Source organism: Streptomyces sp. NPDC046203, from assembly GCF_040646255.1.
Taxonomy (GTDB): Bacteria; Actinomycetota; Actinomycetes; order Streptomycetales; family Streptomycetaceae; genus Streptomyces.
Map to the genome: position 1 here is coordinate 22,093 of NZ_JBEYZX010000028.1, position 16,437 is coordinate 38,529.

Here is a 16,437-nt window from a genome sequence, read left to right on the forward strand (position 1 = left end):
CGAAGATGAATGCATGGAACGCAGCACGATGTTGAGCGGAATCCATGTTCCGCTGATCACGCCCTTCACCGTCGACGGCGAAGTGGCTCTGGAATCGCTGGAAGAGCTGGCGAACGAGCTCCTCGCGGAGGGAGCCGCCGGCCTCGTGGCCCTCGGCACGACCGCCGAGGTCGCGACCTTGAGCGCCGACGAGAAGGCGAGCGTCGTCGAAGTCGCCGCCCGGGTCTGCCGCGAGCACGGCGCGCCCCTGACGATCGGCGCCGGGAACAACGACACCCTCGCCAGCGCACGGGAGTTGACGGCCCTCGAAGCGGTGCCCGAGGCGGTCGCCGCCCTGACGGTCGTCCCGTACTTCACCCGGCCCTCCGAGGCGGGCGTGATCGTCCACTTCACGGCACTGGCCGCTGTCAGCCCCGTACCGTTGGTCATCTACCACATCCCGTACCGCACCGGACAGGAACTCGGCGCCGGGACGCTGCGACGGCTGGGGGAGCTGCCGGGGGTCTGCGGGGTGAAGTACGCGGCCGGCGGGATCACCGGCGCCACCGTGGAACTGATGGCGGACCTGCCGGACGGTTTCTCGGTGATGGCGGGCGACGACATCTTCCTCTCGCCCCTGCTCGCGATGGGCGCCCACGGCGGCATCCTGGCTTCGGCGCACCTGGCCACGGGCGCCTTCGACAGGCTGGTCAAGACCTGGCACGCGGGCGACGCGGCCGCTGCGGGGGCCCTCGGTCACCGGCTCGCGCGCCTGTCCGCAGCTCTGTTCGCAGAGCCGAACCCCACCGTGCTCAAGGGCGTCCTGCACGCCCAGGGCCGCATTCCCTCCGCCGACGTCCGGCTGCCGCTGCTGCCGGCCGCGCCGGAGTCGATCGAGGGCGCCCTGAGGGCGCTCGACGAGCTTGCCCGGTAGGAGCGGATCGGCGCCGGGTGCGCGTACCCGTACGCATGCGAAGACCCTGGTTGTACGGGCCGGAAGAACGTTTCCGGCCCGTGCGCCACGGTCTCTCGCCGCAACTGCCCTGCGGAGAAGGGTCGTTGCGGCGAGTGCGACGAGGTGATGCGACGAGGCGATGCGTTCCGATGATCCTCATCCGTGGAGGCCGGCCGCGCGGAGCGAGTCGCGGGAGCGCGGTGGGCGAGAGAGCCGGGGACGGCGCGCCGCCCTCTCTGGCGCTGTCCGACTGTGCCGGGCGGCCCTGTCATGAGCGCCATGGAGCGAAGGAGGCGGCATAGCCTGGAGGGGATGAACGACGAACAGCGCCCGCCCGGCCGGGTGTACGGCGGCGATCGCGGCGGGGGACCCGGGCCTCGTGGTCCGCGTGCCGCACACGGCGACCCACGTCCGTACCGCACCGCTTTCCTTGGCGCCGGAGGCTGCCGATGACCCCGCTCCCTCGCTCCGACGGCACCCTGTGCGTCCTCATCGGCCCGCCGGGGTCCGGCAAGTCGACCTTCGCCCGCCGCTATCCGGACAGCTGGCGCGTCTCCCTGGATCTCTATCGGCGCTTGGCCACCGACTCCGAGATCGACCAGTCCGCCACTCCCGTCGCCGTCGAGATCCAGAACATCCTTCTGGACGCCCGTCTCGCCCGCGGTCTGAATACGGTGGTGGACTCCACAAACGTGCATCCGCATGTGAGAGCCGGCCTCGTCGCCCGCGCCGGCTCCTGGCGGCGACCCGTCATCGCCGTCCTGTTCGATGTCCCGCTGGACACGTTGGAGGCGCGGAACGAGGCCCGTGACCGCCGGGCGGTGCCGGTGGACCTCGTCCGCGAGCACCATCGGCTGCTGCCCACCCCCGGCCGGCTCCGCGACGAGGGCTTCGCCGCGGTCCACCTGGCCTCCGAACTCGGCCTCTGAGCCGCGCCCTTGAGGATCGGCCTTCTCCCCGGAACCGCCGTGGAGCTTTCCGGCATGCGGGCGAGGAGGCCGAGGGGCTTGCGGAGTGTCCTTCGCGGACGGTGGCGGTCACGCGCAGGGCGGCCGGCGGGCCAGGGTGTGTACGAGGTGGCCGAGGTCCCGGTGAGGGCTGCGCCAGGAGGCGGCCCACTCCAACTCCAGCGCTTCCGTGTATGCGGCCGGGGTGGGGGACCAGCTGTCGTCGAGGTGGTCGTGGAAGATCCGTACGCCCTGCCAGGGCAGCGGCACGAGCCCGTACCGGGCCGCGAGACGGTCGAGTTCTTCGGCGGTGTCGCCGCGTGTCGCCACTTCGAGATTCCCGACGCTCCGGTCGGCGCCGGACTCGATGAGCCGGCGGGCCGTCGCGCGGTCCCCGCGCAACGCCTCCCGTACCCCGATGGCATGACGGTTCTTGGCCAGGACGCTCAGCAGTCCACCGGGTGCGACGAGCCCGGTCAGACGGGCCATCGCGGCGCCGGGCTCGTCCAGGTACATCAGCACGCCATGGCAGCACACCAGGTCGAATCGCCGCCCGCCGAGAGGGAGTTCCTCGATGTCGGCCCGCAACCACCGGACGCGGGCGGAGAGTCGCGGCCGGGTGGCGAGCCGGCCGGCCGCCGCGGCCAGCATCCGGGCGGACGGGTCGGCCCCCGTCACCCGATGCCCGGCTGAGGCGAGCCGGAGCGTCATCTCACCGCTCCCGCAACCGACGTCCAGGATCCGGCACGGCCGGTCCGGCAGTTCGGCGAGGAGCCTGCGCTCCACCAGATCGTGCCGGAGCCGGCCGCGCGCACCGGCGGAGTGGGCGGTGTACGCGGCCCCCACCGCGTCGAAGCCGGTCACCGCGCCCACCCCGGGGCCCGGTAGCGGGCGAGGCCGCCGCCGGTGGGGTGGCGCTGGAGATGCGGGCCCCGTCGAACACGGTCGACGAGGACCGTACCGAAGGCGAAAGGGTCGGGTCGGCCGGTGCGGCCGGCCGACCTCTCCAGCCTCTCCGGCCCCTCCCGCTCCTCCAGGCGGTGGGCCGGATGTGGGGGCTTCTCGGTGGTCGCGGGGACGGGAGGGGGCGCGGTGGGCATGTCTTCGCCTTGGGAGTAGCGGAGGGCGGGTGGAGGAGAGGGGAGGGGTGCGCCGGGGTGTGGTGGGAAGCCGGGGCCCGGAAGCCGACCCCTCTCATCCGGCATGCGGGGCGGAGCGGATCACGGGTGCGTCCCGTTACTCCGTTCTTCCGCCTCGGAGGTGACCTGATAGGAGAGCAACTGCCGGAACAGTCCCGGCTGTTGGGAGAGCTGGGAGAAGGTGCCCTCCTGGACGATCCGCCCCTCGTCGAGGACCACGATCCGGTCCGCGACGGCGACGTTGGTGATGCGATGGGTCACCAGCAGCACCACCCGGTCCCGGGCAAGGTCCCGCAGCCGCTGGAAGATGCGGAACTCGGCGCGAGGGTCGAGGTTCGCCGTCGGCTCGTCGAGCACGAGCAGCCCGGCCTCGCGGAAGAAGGCCCGCGCGAGCGCGATGCGCTGCCACTGCCCGCCGCTCAGCTCCTCTCCGTTGAGCCATTCGCGGGCCAGGAGCGTGTCCAGTCCGGAGCCGAGCCGGTCGACGACCTCGTCGGCCCCGGCGGCCGCGCACGCCTCGCGCACCGCGGCGTCGCCGCCCGCGGTGGGCTGCCCCTGAGTGACGTTCTCACGTACGGTCAGGGGCCAGTGCGCGTAGTTCTGCGGCACCAGGGCGACCTGCTTCCACAGCGCCTGCGGGTCGGCGTCGCCGGTGGGGACACCGTCCCACAGCACGTGCCCGCCGGTGGGCAGGTACAGGCCGCTGACCAGCCTGGACAGCGTCGACTTGCCCGAGCCGTTGAAGCCGACCAGAGCGACGACCTCGCCCCGGCGCAGAGTGAGCGAGACCTCGGACAGCGCGTCACTCTCCTTGCCCGCGTACCGGTGGGTGACCGACTTCAGTTCGATCGTCTTCGGCGGATCCGGACGGTACGGTCCCCGCCGCATCCGGAACCCGCCCGCCTTGTCCAGGAACCGTGTCCAGTCGTCCATGTACAGCCCCGTGCGCACGGCGCGTGCTCCGGAGGCGACGAGTCCGCGCACCGACTGCCCGACCGTCTGGAGGGCGAAGACGGCCGTGCCCGCGTGCCCGACGCTGATCCGGCCGTCGGCCAGCAGCCATACGACCGCCGCCCACACCACCGCGGACCCGAGCCCGCCGCACACCGCCCCGACCAGGGACATACGGGCGCCGGTGTCGGCGGCGGCCCGGTCCTCGCGGTTGATCCGGGCGACCGTCTGCCGGTACCGCCCGGACAGGAAGCCGGCCATGGTGCCGGCGCGGATCTGATCGGCGGCGTCGCGGGTGAAGATGTGCCAGCGCAGCACCGAGAGCATCCGGTTGTCGCCGTTGCTGCGCAGATTCGCCAGATAGCGCACCCGGGCCGCGCTGACCTGGGCCAGGGCCTGCGGGAGGCTGGCCGCGACCAGGAGCGGCAGGAGGACCCAGTGGACCCCGGCCAGCACCACCGCCCCGGCGAGGAACGACGCCGCCGAGGCGATCAGGTCCTGGCCCTCGTTGATGAGATCACCGGTGACCCCCGCGCCGCGGTCCGCGGCTTCGCGGTCGCGGTTGAACTCGGGTTCGTCGTACGCGCACAGCTCGGCTTCTGCGCAGCCGGTGAGCAGCATCTGCTGGGCCTCGCGCGACATCAGCGGACTCAGCCGGGAGGACAGCCAGTTGACGGTGATCCCCAGGACGGAACGCAGCCCGGCGGCGCCGGCCAGCAACGCCACGGACGGCCATGCCTGGAGCAGCCGGTGGTAGACGTCCGCGCTGCCCAGCAGCGCGGTGAGGGTGCCGCTGATCGCGACCAGCCCCAGGGCCTGCATCACCCCGGAGACGGCCTGGCACAGCAGCAGACCGAAGGTGGCCCGCCGGTCCACCTTCCAGGCCAGGACGAGGGAGCGGCGCACCAGTTGGGGCAGGCGCCGCGCCATGTCCCGCATCCGGATGGAACGGCCCGCCGCCTCGCGGCTGCCGGTCAGATCGACGTACCGCATCCGCTGTTCGGGTGCGGCGCTCTTCGAGGCGTCCTTCGAGGCGTCCTTCGGGACGTCCTTCGGGTCCTTCGTGGTGTTCCCGGACCCGGACCCGGACCCGGACCCGGACCCGGACCCGGTCTCGGGGGAGGCAAGGGGCCGGACGGGAGATCCGGCCGTCTGCTGCGCCGGGGTGGTGCGCGGGCCGGGGACGGCGTCGGCTGTCGCATCGGTGGGTTCGGTCATGCCGCCCTCCCCGTATCCGGACGTGTCGCGTGGACGACGGCGGAGGATCGCGGGGCGGGCGCCGGGGCGGTCCCGGCGCGGCCGGGCACGGTGGCAGGAAGAAGGGGTACGGGGAGCAGGGGCACGGGGCGGGGCCGGGGGTACATGGCGTTCTCCAAGAGGGAGGGGGTGTGGTCTCGGAGAAGTCAACGACGCCGGGCAGGGGAGCGAGCACACCCGATTCGGACGACGTTCGAACCCCGGAACCGAGCGAAAACCCGTTCGTGCGGGGTGCATCGATCCAGGGGGCACAGGGGTACCGGTCGATCGCAAGATTGGCCGAAACGCCGCTGGAGCCACGCCACGCCGGACTGCTCCGGTCGCCGGGGCCGGGCCGGCCCCGGGACCGACCCGAACCCGCGCACGCGGTCGGAGGCATGGCCCGGCGCGGAACGGTCGCGCCGGGCGGATCGGGGACCCGGGCATGACCGCTCGGACGAGGGCCGAGGCGTCCCCTTCGCCCGCACCGGCGGGCACCCGGACCCGCGCGGGCTCGCCCCGGCGGCCGAGGGCCGGCGCGGCCGCGGACCGGAGGCGTTCCCCTTCCGCGGGCCGCACCCACCGGACGGTCCATTCGGAGCAACTCCCGCCGTACCGGAGTGGCCGGACCAGCGCCGGGACAGGAAGAAGAAGGCCACGGACGTGCCGGCCCCAGCGGCGACGCGTCCCGCCCGCACCCGAGCGAGATGGTCTGACAGATGCCGATGCCAACCGCGACCGAGCCGTCCCGGAAGCCGGGTCTCCGGCGGGACATCGGCCTGATCGGGCTGATCTGGACATCCGTGGGGTCCATCATCGGTTCCGGCTGGCTGTTCGGCGCGCTCCTCGCCGCGCAGGCGGCCGGCACGGCGGCCCTCGTCTCCTGGGGGATCGGGGCCCTCGCCATCACCGTTCTGGCGTTCGTCCACGCGGAACTGGGGGCCATGTACCCGGTCGCGGGCGGCACCGCGCGCTTCCCCCACTACGCCTTCGGCAGCGCCGCCGGGGCCTCCTTCGGCTGGTTCTCCTGGCTCCAGGCGGTCTCCACGGCACCGATCGAGGTCATGGCCTCGCTGAACTACCTCAGCGTTCACTCCGACTGGGTGCAGACGGAGAAGAACCATCTGACCCCCGCCGGATACGCGCTCGCCGTCGCCTTCATGGCCTTCTTCGTCCTGGTGAACTTCTTCGGCATCCGCTGGCTCGCCCACACCAACAGCGCCGCCACCTGGTGGAAGATCCTCGTCCCCCTGATCACCATCGCCGTCCTGGCGGCGACCACCTTCCACGGCGACAACTTCGGCCACCAGGGTTTCAGCCCGTTCGGCGTCCAGGGTGTGCTCTCCGCCGTCAGCACCAGCGGCATCATCTTCGCGCTCCTCGGCTTCGAACAGGCGGACCAGCTGGCGGGCGAGAGCCGCGATCCGGCGCGGGACATCCCCTACGCGGTGATCGGTTCGATCGTCATCGGCGCGCTCCTCTACCTGGCCCTCCAGGTCGTCTTCATCGGAGCGCTGCCACCCGGCTCCTTCGCCCACGGCTGGGCCGACCTCACCTTCACCGACAAGGCGGGCCCCTTCGCCGGACTCGCCCTGTCCGCCGGGCTCGGCTGGCTCGCCGCGCTGATCTACATCGACGCGGTCGTCTCACCGACCGGAACCGGCCTGATCTACACCACCGCCGCCTCCCGTGTGTCGTACGGCCTGTCCCGCAACGGCTACGTTCCCGCGGTCTTCGAACGGACGACGGCGCGCGGGGTTCCCTGGTTCAGCCTGCTTTTCGCCTTCGCGGTCGGGCTCGTCATCTTCCTGCCGTTCCCCACCTGGCAGAAGCTGGTCGGTTTCGTCACCTCCGCGAGCGTGCTGATGTACGCGGGCGCGCCGCTCGCCCTCGGGTGCCTGCGCAAGCAGGACCCGGACCGCCCTCGCCCGTACCGACTCCCCGGTGGCCTGTTCTGGGCTCCCGTCGCCTTCATCGTGTCCAACCTGATCATCTACTGGGTCGGCTGGGACACGCTGTGGCGCCTCGGGCTCGCGATCGTCCTCGGGTATTTGCTGCTGGGCGGCTCGGCGCTGCTCCGGCTCAACCCGCGGACCCCGCACCTGGACTGGCGGTCCGCGCAGTGGCTGCCGGTGTATCTGGTGGGGCTGGGGCTGATCTCCTGGCAGGGCGGCTATTGCAGCAGCGGGCCGGTCCCGACGGTGTCCTGCGGCGCGACCGGCGCCATCCCGCTGTGGTGGGACATGGCGATCATCGCCGCGTTCAGCCTGCTGATCTACTTCTGGGCGCAGTCCGTCCGCCTTCCGGACGCGGCGGCCCAGGCGTACATCGACCCGGTCGACGGACCGGACGGTCCCTGACGACGGACCGGACGACCTCTGACGACCGGACGGACGACCGAACGACTGACCGGACGATCAAACGGACGACCGGGGTGAACCGGCCGTTCCGGCCTGTCCGACTCGGCCCGTCTGCGGGGACTCCGGCACCGAGCTGGCCTACAGTCAGTCCCTGTGTCCCTGGGAATGATATGCGCGCTCGCCTCCGCGGTCTGCTTCGGCACCGCCTCCGTCCTCCAGGCCGTCGCGACCCGCGCCGCGGAGTCGGGCACCGGCTCCGACGGCGATACCGGCACGGGCTCCGCCGTCGATCCCGGACTGTTGCTGCGCGCCCTGGCGCAGTGGCGCTTCCTGGCCGGCCTCGCCCTCGACGGCCTCGGGTTCCTGCTTCAGGTCGTCGCCCTGCGGTCCATCCCCCTCTACGCGGTGGGCGCGGCGCTCGCCGCCAGTCTCGCGGTCACCGCGCTGGTCGCCGTCCGGCTCCTCGGCACCCGGTTGAGCGCCGCCGAGTGGTCCGCGGTGGGCACGGTCTGCGCGGGGCTGATGATGATCGCCCTCGCCTCCGGACCGGAAGGGCACGACGCCGGGCCGCCCGCCCTGCGCTGGTCCCTGCTGGTGGCCGCGGTGGCCGGGCTCCTCGCCGGCGTGCTCGCCGGCCGGCTGCCGGGGCGGCCGCGCGCGCTGGTACTGGGGCTCGGCGCGGGCGTGGGATTCGGCGTGGTCGAGGTCGCGGTGCGGCTGATCGACTCCGTCGCGATTCCCCGGATCCTCGGCAATCCGGCCCTGTACGCCCTGGCGTTCGGCGCGGCGACCGGGTTCCTCCTGCTCACCTCGGCGTTCCGGCGGGGCTCGGTCACGGTGGCGACGGCGGGCATGGTGCTCGGCGAGACCGCGGGCCCGGCGCTGGTGGGCATCGTCTGGCTGGGCGACCGGCCCCGCGAGGGCCTGCAGTGGCTGGCGGCCGTCGGCTTCCTGGCGGCAGTGGCGGGAGCCCTGGCACTGACCCGGTTCGGTGAGGCACCGGCACCGGCACCCGGACCGGAGCCGTCCGAACCGCTGCGGCGCCGCTAGGGCGTGTTTCGAAAGTCCCTCCTGGCCCGCGACGCCTGGCACGCCCTCCCCCGTAGCCCTTCGGGCACGGGAGGTGCCCCCACGCTGCGTTGTCGGAGTCATCCAAGTACGTCCAGTACGAGGATGATCCTCCGCCTTGCGATCGCACGCACCAGACGCCGCAGGCCCCGCCCTCCGGGCGGACGGAGCTACTTTCGAAACACGCCCCAGCCGCAGATGCTCGACGACCCGGCCGCCCACCAACCCGCCTGGGCCAGCCGCTTGTCCGCCGACCAGCTGCGGGAACTCGACCTCCCGGACTCACGAGAATCCCTGCGGGCCTTCACCGGATCCCACCGCACAGTCTGAAACCCGGCTGCACCGGCCGTGCCGCCGAGCCCACGGCGTCGATGTACCGGCTCCTGTCTTCCCACCTCACCCCGGCCTGCCGCGAGCACCGCTTTCCGGACAGTCGGCCCGTGTACGGCCCGGAGTCGCGCAGCCGCCCCGCGTACGGCCCGGAGCCGGATCGGTGTGGAGTGGCTCGGCTGTCAAGAGGCCACTTCACGATCGACAAAGGCGGGGAACGGCTCCGTCGTGCCCTGATCACGCCCCATTGTGGGAACCGGCGGAGTGATGCGAGACTCGCGCCCCAACTAGTCGTTTAAATAGGGGAGTTGTGGCGTGGGAGGCGCGTTTGTGAGGGGGGTGGCCGCTACAGGTCTCGCCCTTCTGCTGCTCACCGGCTGCGGAGAAGGAGACACACCAAGCAGCGGCCCGGCATCACTCGATCCGAAGGCCGACATCACCAAGCAGTCCCTCACGGTCTCCATCTGGGACGGCTACAGCCCCGAGGACCTCCCCGAGCGCGTGGAGAGGGATCTGGGCGTCCCCGTGAAGATCGCGCACCACGCCACCAACGAAGAGATCATGGCCAAGCTCACGGGCGGCGGCGCGGCAGGGAACGACAGCGGTATCGATGTCGCCTTCGTCTCCGGCCAGTACGCCCAGGCCCTGAACGCGGCCGGACTGCTCGAACCCGTCCACGCGGACCTGATCCCGAACCTCAAGAACCTCTACCCCGAGGCCCGGCGCCTCGCCTACGACAAGGGCAACACCTTCTCCGTCCCCTACACCTGGGGGACGACCGGGATCTGCTACCGCACCGACCTCGTGGAACGGCCCCCGACCAGCTGGACCGACCTCCTCGAACCCCCGCCCGCGCTGAAGGGGAAGGTCACCATGATGACCACCGAGCGCTGGCTGGCCCTCCCCGCACTCAAAGCGCTCGGCCACTCCGTCAACACCACCAGCGACCGGGAGCTCGCCGCCGCCCGCGCTCTGCTCCTTGACGCCAAGAGAAACCTGCTCGCCTACGACGACACCACTTTCGGGGACAGACTCGTCAAGGGCGAGTCGGCGATGGCGGAAGCGTGGGACGGCTGGTGCCCGACCGGCAACCCGAAGATCGGGTTCGCCGTCCCGAAGGAGGGCAGCGACCTCTGGGTGGACACGATGGTCGTACTGAAGTCCTCCAGGAACAAGGAGGCCGCGCACGCCCTCGTCAACTACATCCTCACCCCGGAGATCCATAGTTGGGCAGCCGAGAACATCCGCTACAAGGTGCCCAACAAAGCCGCCATGGCACAGCTGGACCCGAAGGTGCTCGAAGCGAACGCACCGCTGCGCGTGCCGCCGGGCGAGCTGCTCAGGAACGAGTCCATCATCGATGTCGGCGAGGCGGCCGCGAAGTACACCCGCCTGGCGACCGAGGTAGCCGCCGGCTCATGAAGCGGTGGCCGCTGACCGGGCCCGGCCTGACGTATCTGACCGTCCTCATGGTCGTTCCCCTGGGGCTCGTGCTGAGTTACGCCTTCCTCCGGCGTGGCCGCTTCGGCGGCGTCGTGTACGAGCCGACCACCGACAATCTCACCCGCCTCGCCGACCCGCTCTACGCCGATGTCTTCCTCCACTCCACCTGGATCGCGACCCTCACCACTGCCCTCGCGCTCCTCGTCGGCTATCCGACGGCGTACGTGATCGCCGGCCTCCCGCGCCGTCGGCGGACGATCGCCCTGATCGCCGTCGTCCTGCCCTGCTGGACCAGCTTCCTCATCCGCGTCTACGCATGGATCGTGCTGCTGAGCGGCCCCGGTTGGCTCAACAAGACGCTGCACGCGATCGGCCTCGGCCCGGTGAAGGTCCTGTACACCGATGCCGCCGTCGTCATCGGACTGCTGTACGCGTATCTGCCGCTGATGATCCTCCCCCTGTACGCGTCCCTCGCACGGCTCGACCCGCGGCTGCGCGAGGCCGCCGCGAACCTGGGCGGTGGGCCGTGGGCCGTCTTCCGCACGGTCACGCTTCCCCTCACCCTCCCCGGGGTCCTGACCGGGTGCCTCTTTGTCTTCGTACCGAGCTTCGGGAACTTCGTCGTCCCCGAACTGCTCGGCGGGGGACGGTCGGTGATGGTCGGCAACCTCATTCGCGACCAGTTCCTCAAGGCCCGCGACTGGCCCTTCGGCTCGGCGCTCGCCCTCGCGCTGCTGGCCGTACTGGTACTGCTGCTCCTCGCGCACGCGTGGACGGCGAGGAGGTACGCGAGCCGATGACCCGCACCCGGAAGCGGCTGTCGACGCGCCTTCCGTTCTGGTTGACGTACGTCTTCCTCTACGCGCCGGTCGTCGTCCTCGTCACCATGTCGTTCAGCGCGGGCGACTCCCCGTACGCCTTCGAGGGGTTCGGTCTGCGCTGGTACGGCGAGCTGGCGGGTGACGACGAGATCCTGCGTGGGCTCGTCAACACGCTGATCGTCGCCGGCGGTTCCGCGGCGCTGTCCACCGTCCTCGGCACCCTGCTCGCGATCGGCACGGGCCGTGGCGCCCGCTCACGGCTGCTGGACGTGGTGACCCTGCTCCCCGCCGTCCTCCCCGATCTGCTGCTCGCCATCGGCTTGCTCGTCTTCTACGCCGCCGTCCGGCTCACTCTCGGCCTGCACAGCGTGCTGCTCGCGCACACCGTCTTCGGTACCGCCTTCGTCGCCGCGCTCGTGCGGGCCCGGTTGGCGCACACCGATCCCTCGCTCGAGGAGGCGTCCCGGGACCTGGGCGCGACGCCGTCGGCGACATTCGTCCGTATCACCCTGCCGTCCCTCGCCCCGGGCATCGCCGCCGGGGCCCTGCTCGCCTTCACGCTCTCCGTCGACGAGTTCGTCATCGCCTATTTCACGGCCGCTCCGACCGAACCGACGCTCCCGGTCGTCGTGTACTCGATGGTCCGCTTCGGCGTCACCCCGGAGATCAACGCGCTCGCGACACTGCTGCTGGCGGTCAGCTTCACCGCCGTCGTCGCCGCGCAGCGGCTCACCCGCACGACCACCGCACGCGCTCCGGAGGCCGTCGAATGATCGAGATCAAGGGGGTCAGCCACCGCTTCGGAGGGACCACGGCGCTGGACGACGTCTCGCTGGACATCGGCGAGGGGGAGTTCTGTGCCCTGCTCGGGCCGAGCGGCTGCGGCAAGACGACCCTGCTGCGTATCCTCGCCGGATTCGAGACTCCGGACGCGGGCGAGGTCACGCTCGACGGAGAGGACCTGCTGACGCTGCCGCCACACCGGCGTCCCGTCAATTTGATGTTCCAGTCCTTCGCGCTCTTCCCGCACATGTCGGTCGAGCGGAACGTGGCGTACGGGCTTGAGCGGGAGCGGCTCCCACGTCGCGAGATACGGGAACGGGTCGGTGCGGCACTCGCCACGATCGGCCTGACCGCGTACGCCCGCCGCGGGCCGCACCAGCTCTCCGGCGGACAGCGCCAGCGCGTCGCGCTCGCCCGGGCGATCGTGAAGCGGCCCCGCCTGCTGCTGCTCGACGAACCGCTGTCCGCGCTCGACAAGCAGGTGCGGCTGAAGATGCAGCTGGAGTTGAAGCGGCTTCAGGAAGAGGTCGGCATCACATTCCTCGTGGTGACGCACGACCAGGAGGAGGCGATGTCGCTCGCCGACCGGATCGCCGTGATGAACGCCGGCCGCATCGAACAGACGGACGCACCAGTGGCACTGTACGAACGGCCGCGTACCGCCTTCGTCGCGGGCTTCGTCGGCGCGAACAACCTCTTTCCGGGGCCGGACGGCATCACGGCGGTACGTCCGGAACGTATCCGTATCGGGGACGGCGGCGGGGCCGGGGACGGAGGCGGCGAGGGCGTCCGGCTCACGGGCACGGTCGTCGACGTCAGCTTCCACGGCGGCACGTCACACCTCGCCGTGCGTGTCCCGGCCCTGGACCGACCGGTGCTCGTCGCCGTCCAGGGACCGTCCCGTGTCCTGTCCGGCGAGCGGGTCTCTCTCTCCTGGCCTCCGGAGGCCGCCGTCCGTGTTCCCGCCGGCGTACCTGTCGGCCCGACCGAGGGAGAAGCACCATGACAGAGCGCCGGCTCACCGTGCTGTTCGTACCGGAGAGCGCGTACGGGCCCACCAACAACTGCGTCGGCATCGGCGATGTCCTGCGCCGCCGCGGCCACCGTGTCGTTTTCGCCGCCGAGGCCTCCTGGAAGGGCAAGCTCAGGGCGCTCGGCTTCGAGGAGGACCTGGTCGACCTCGCGCCCGCTCCAGAAGGGGAGCAGGAGACGGGCCAGTTCTGGAAGGACTTCGTCCGGGACACCGCCCCGGAGTTCCGCAAGCCGACCGTCGAGCAGCTGGCGACCTGGGTCAAGCCCGTCTGGCAGGAGCTCATCGCCGGCGTCAAGTACTGCGAGCCGCGACTGCGGCAGATCATCGAGCGAGTCCGGCCCGATGTGATCGTCGAGGACAACGTCGTCTGCTTCCCCGCCCTCGTGACCGCGGGCAAACCGTTCGTCCGCATCATGTCCTGCAACCCCCTCGAGCTGAGGACGGACGACGTGCCCCCGGTCTTCTCCGGTCATCCGTCGGCGGACCGCACCGGCTGGGCGGAATTCCGGGAGGAGTACGACCGCTCGCACCGTGCGCTCTGGGAGGAGTTCAACGCCTGGGTGGTGGAGCAGGGAGCCCCGGCCCTGCCCGAGCTGGACTTCATCCATCAAGGCGGGACGAATCTCTACGTCTACCCGGAAGCCGCGGACTACGAGCGCACGCTCGGCCCGGCCTGGCAGCGGCTGGACTCCTCGGTCCGGGAGACGGACGAGAAGTTCGAACTGCCCGCGGCCCTGCGCAATGGCGACGGCGCGTTGATCTACTTCTCGCTGGGATCACTCGGCTCGGCGGACCTGGGACTGATGCGGCGTGTCATCGGCGTGCTGGCCGGGACCCCGCACCGCTACATCGTGTCCAAGGGCCCGCTGCACGAGGAGATCGATCTCCCACCGAACATGTGGGGCGCGGAGTTCCTGCCGCAGACGTCGATCCTGCCGCTTGTCGATCTCGTCATCACGCACGGCGGCAACAACACGACGACCGAGGCCCTGCACTTCGGCAAGCCGATGGTGCTGCTGCCACTGTTCTGGGACCAGTACGACAACGCCCAGCGGATGGACGAGCTGGGGTTCGGCATCCGGCTGGACACTTACCGTTTCACGGACGGGGAACTGAAGGGGACGCTGGAGTGGCTGCTCGCGGACAGCGCGCTGCGGGATCGGCTGGCGGGCATGGGGGAGGAGATCCGTCGCCGAGACGGCCTGCGCAAGGCGGTGGATCTCATCGAAGGTGCTGCCGCGTCGGCGACGGGGCGATGAAGAACACGATCGAGTCCCTCGGTACGCGTTCAGAAGGGATGCGATCGTTCGGCGACAGGGCGTGAGATCAGCCGGCCGGCGGTCCCCTGGAGGGGGGGCTTCCTCATCCGTCCGGGGCGGGGGCTGCTCGCGGTATTGGCGGACGTCGCAGGTGGATCACTGGTCCGCTTCGGCGAGGCCGGGCCGGCCGATCGAGTGCCGTCCGTGTGCGGCACAGCGGTCCCGGGAGCGTGTGTGCCGTCGAGGTCGGCAGGGGTGCTGACATGGGCTTTCAGGTCAGCACCAAACCAGCACGGGAGTCGGAACCCCACCGCCAAAACGGTACACAAGCTTCCATATCCGACCCTCGCCTATGGGGGCTGCCACCCCTCATCCGAGAGGCTCTCGATCGGATCAAGGGGCCTCCGCCGCGCCCCACATGGTGCCTGCCCGCACCCCCGCACCCCGAACTATGGGGTCCCACCACATACGCGCTCGACCTGGGCGTTCCTACGGTGTGGCGACACGCAAACGTCCCCCCGTATCCGCTCGGAAGTGGTGCACATGGCCGCCGCAACACACGCTCCCACGCCGCCCGGCTCGCTCAAGCGCATCGTCGCCGCGAGCCTCATCGGCACCACCATCGAGTGGTACGACTTCTTCTTGTACGGGTCGGCCGCGGCGCTGGTGTTCAACAAGCTGTTCTTCCCCGACTCCGACCCGCTCGTCGGCACGCTGCTCTCGTTCCTCACGTACGCGGTGGGGTTCGCCGCGCGGCCGCTCGGGGCGCTGGTGTTCGGGCACTACGGTGACCGGCTCGGGCGCAAGAAGCTGCTGGTGCTGAGCCTGCTGATGATGGGTGGGGCGACGTTCGCGATCGGACTGCTGCCGACGCACGCGACCGTGGGTTCCGCCGCGCCGTTGCTGCTGACGGCGCTGCGGCTCGTGCAGGGCTTCGCGCTCGGCGGCGAGTGGGGCGGCGCCGTGCTGCTCGTCTCCGAGCACGGGGACGCGAAGCGGCGCGGGTTCTGGGCGTCCTGGCCGCAGACCGGCGCGCCGGCCGGGCAGTTGCTCGCCACCGGTGTGCTGTCCGCGCTGACCGCGCTGCTCTCCGACGAGGCGTTCGGGGCGTGGGGCTGGCGCGTACCGTTCCTGCTCTCCGGCGTCCTCGTGATGGTCGGCCTGTGGATCCGGCTGTCCGTCGACGAGTCGCCCGTCTTCAAGGCCGCGTTCGCCGCCGCCGAGGAGCGCAAGACGGGCGCCGCCGAGGCCGAGAAGATGCCGCTGGTCGCCGTGCTGCGGAACCACTGGCGCGATGTGCTCATCGCGATGGGCGCCCGGATGGCCGAGAACATCTCGTACTACGTCATCACCGCGTTCATCCTCGTCTACGCGACCGCCCACACCGGCCTGTCCAAGCAGACCGCCCTCAACGCCGTCCTCATCGGCTCCGCCGTCCACTTCGCCGTCATCCCGGCGTGGGGCGCGCTGTCCGACCGGATCGGGCGGCGGCCCGTCTATCTGATCGGCGCGGTCGGCGTCGGCCTGTGGATGTTCCCGTTCTTCGCGCTCATCGACCACGGGGCCTTCGGCAGCCTGCTGCTCGCCGTCACCGTCGGCCTGGTCCTGCACGGTGCGATGTACGCCCCGCAGGCGGCCTTCTTCTCCGAGATGTTCGCTACCCGGATGCGTTACTCCGGCGCCTCCATCGGCGCCCAGTTCTCCTCCGTCGCCGCCGGCGCCCCCGCTCCGCTGATCGCCACCGCGCTCCTCGACGGCTACGACGACTCCACCCCGATCGCGCTGTACGTGATTGCCGCCTCGCTCCTCACGATCGTCGCCCTCGTCTGCGCCCGCGAGACCCGCCACCGCGACCTCGCCGACGTCGCCGACGACCGGACCCCCGCCGCCAAGGCCCACGCCGAGGTCTGACCCCCAGGCGGCCCCACGTGCCCCCCACGCGGCCCCACGCCTCCACGACGCGGGTACGACGGCGCGGCCGAGAACGACGGAAGGGCCCCTCATCCTCCCGAGGGGCCCTTCCGTCATTCCGTCATTCCGTCATACGGCCGTGTCGTCATGCGGCCGTGCCGTCACGCGGTTCCACCGGCGCGCGGCCCGCGACCCGCGGCGCGCACGCCCGCCCGCTCCGGC

Annotated in this window: 13 protein-coding genes; 10 read left to right on the forward strand and 3 right to left on the reverse strand. The window is 71.2% G+C overall.

Annotated elements, in window-relative coordinates:
- Window positions 1-13 precede the first annotated feature (13 nt).
- Together ABZ990_RS20270 and ABZ990_RS20275 are read left to right on the forward strand one after the other, a co-directional pair.
- Window positions 14-913 (forward strand): dihydrodipicolinate synthase family protein, encoded by a 900-nt coding sequence (locus ABZ990_RS20270; protein ID WP_361233083.1) that lies wholly within the window; start codon window positions 14-16, stop codon window positions 911-913.
- A 470-nt stretch (window positions 914-1,383) separates the two neighbouring features.
- The gene (locus ABZ990_RS20275) at window positions 1,384-1,863 is read left to right on the forward strand and encodes an ATP-binding protein (protein ID WP_361233086.1); all 480 of its coding nucleotides are present in this window, start codon (window positions 1,384-1,386) and stop codon (window positions 1,861-1,863) included.
- 108 nt (window positions 1,864-1,971) lie between these two features.
- On the opposite strand, the gene ABZ990_RS20280 is transcribed toward ABZ990_RS20275, so the two are convergent.
- From ABZ990_RS20280 to ABZ990_RS20290, 3 genes are all read right to left on the reverse strand, one after another.
- Entirely contained in the window at window positions 1,972-2,745 is a 774-nt protein-coding gene (locus ABZ990_RS20280) for a methyltransferase domain-containing protein (protein ID WP_361233089.1), read from the reverse strand.
- Entirely contained in the window at window positions 2,742-2,981 is a 240-nt protein-coding gene (locus tag ABZ990_RS20285; protein WP_361233091.1) for a hypothetical protein, read from the reverse strand. The genes ABZ990_RS20280 and ABZ990_RS20285 overlap by 4 nt, the downstream gene beginning before the upstream one ends.
- Before the next feature lie 120 nt (window positions 2,982-3,101).
- Window positions 3,102-4,964 carry an ABC transporter ATP-binding protein gene (locus ABZ990_RS20290; protein WP_361233227.1) on the reverse strand — a complete coding sequence of 621 codons (1,863 nt, stop codon included), beginning with the start codon at window positions 4,962-4,964 and terminating at the stop codon, window positions 3,102-3,104.
- 962 nt (window positions 4,965-5,926) lie between these two features.
- On the opposite strand from ABZ990_RS20290, the gene ABZ990_RS20295 reads away from it, so the two are divergent.
- The 8 genes from ABZ990_RS20295 (at window position 5,927) to ABZ990_RS20330 (ending at window position 16,215) form a co-directional block, all read left to right on the forward strand.
- The gene (locus ABZ990_RS20295; RefSeq protein ID WP_361233094.1) at window positions 5,927-7,567 is read left to right on the forward strand and encodes an APC family permease; all 1,641 of its coding nucleotides are present in this window, start codon (window positions 5,927-5,929) and stop codon (window positions 7,565-7,567) included.
- Window positions 7,568-7,732: 165 nt separating this feature from the next.
- On the forward strand, window positions 7,733-8,617 hold the full coding sequence (locus ABZ990_RS20300) for a hypothetical protein (protein WP_361233230.1): 885 nt from the start codon (window positions 7,733-7,735) through the stop codon (window positions 8,615-8,617).
- A gap of 687 nt (window positions 8,618-9,304) precedes the next feature.
- Entirely contained in the window at window positions 9,305-10,387 is a 1,083-nt protein-coding gene (locus ABZ990_RS20305; protein ID WP_361233097.1) for a spermidine/putrescine ABC transporter substrate-binding protein, read from the forward strand.
- Window positions 10,384-11,208: an ABC transporter permease gene (locus ABZ990_RS20310; RefSeq protein WP_361233100.1), complete on the forward strand. Its 825-nt coding sequence runs from the start codon at window positions 10,384-10,386 to the stop codon at window positions 11,206-11,208. The genes ABZ990_RS20305 and ABZ990_RS20310 overlap by 4 nt, the downstream gene beginning before the upstream one ends.
- Complete coding sequence (locus tag ABZ990_RS20315) at window positions 11,205-12,002, forward strand: ABC transporter permease (protein WP_361233102.1); 798 nt, start codon at window positions 11,205-11,207, stop codon at window positions 12,000-12,002. The genes ABZ990_RS20310 and ABZ990_RS20315 overlap by 4 nt, the downstream gene beginning before the upstream one ends.
- Window positions 11,999-13,018, forward strand: a complete 1,020-nt coding sequence (locus ABZ990_RS20320) for an ABC transporter ATP-binding protein (protein ID WP_361233105.1) — start codon at window positions 11,999-12,001, stop codon at window positions 13,016-13,018. The genes ABZ990_RS20315 and ABZ990_RS20320 overlap by 4 nt, the downstream gene beginning before the upstream one ends.
- Window positions 13,015-14,304 (forward strand): nucleotide disphospho-sugar-binding domain-containing protein, encoded by a 1,290-nt coding sequence (locus ABZ990_RS20325; protein ID WP_361233108.1) that lies wholly within the window; start codon window positions 13,015-13,017, stop codon window positions 14,302-14,304. The genes ABZ990_RS20320 and ABZ990_RS20325 overlap by 4 nt, the downstream gene beginning before the upstream one ends.
- A 543-nt stretch (window positions 14,305-14,847) precedes the next feature.
- The gene (locus ABZ990_RS20330) at window positions 14,848-16,215 is read left to right on the forward strand and encodes an MFS transporter (protein ID WP_361233111.1); all 1,368 of its coding nucleotides are present in this window, start codon (window positions 14,848-14,850) and stop codon (window positions 16,213-16,215) included.
- Window positions 16,216-16,437 lie beyond the last annotated feature (222 nt).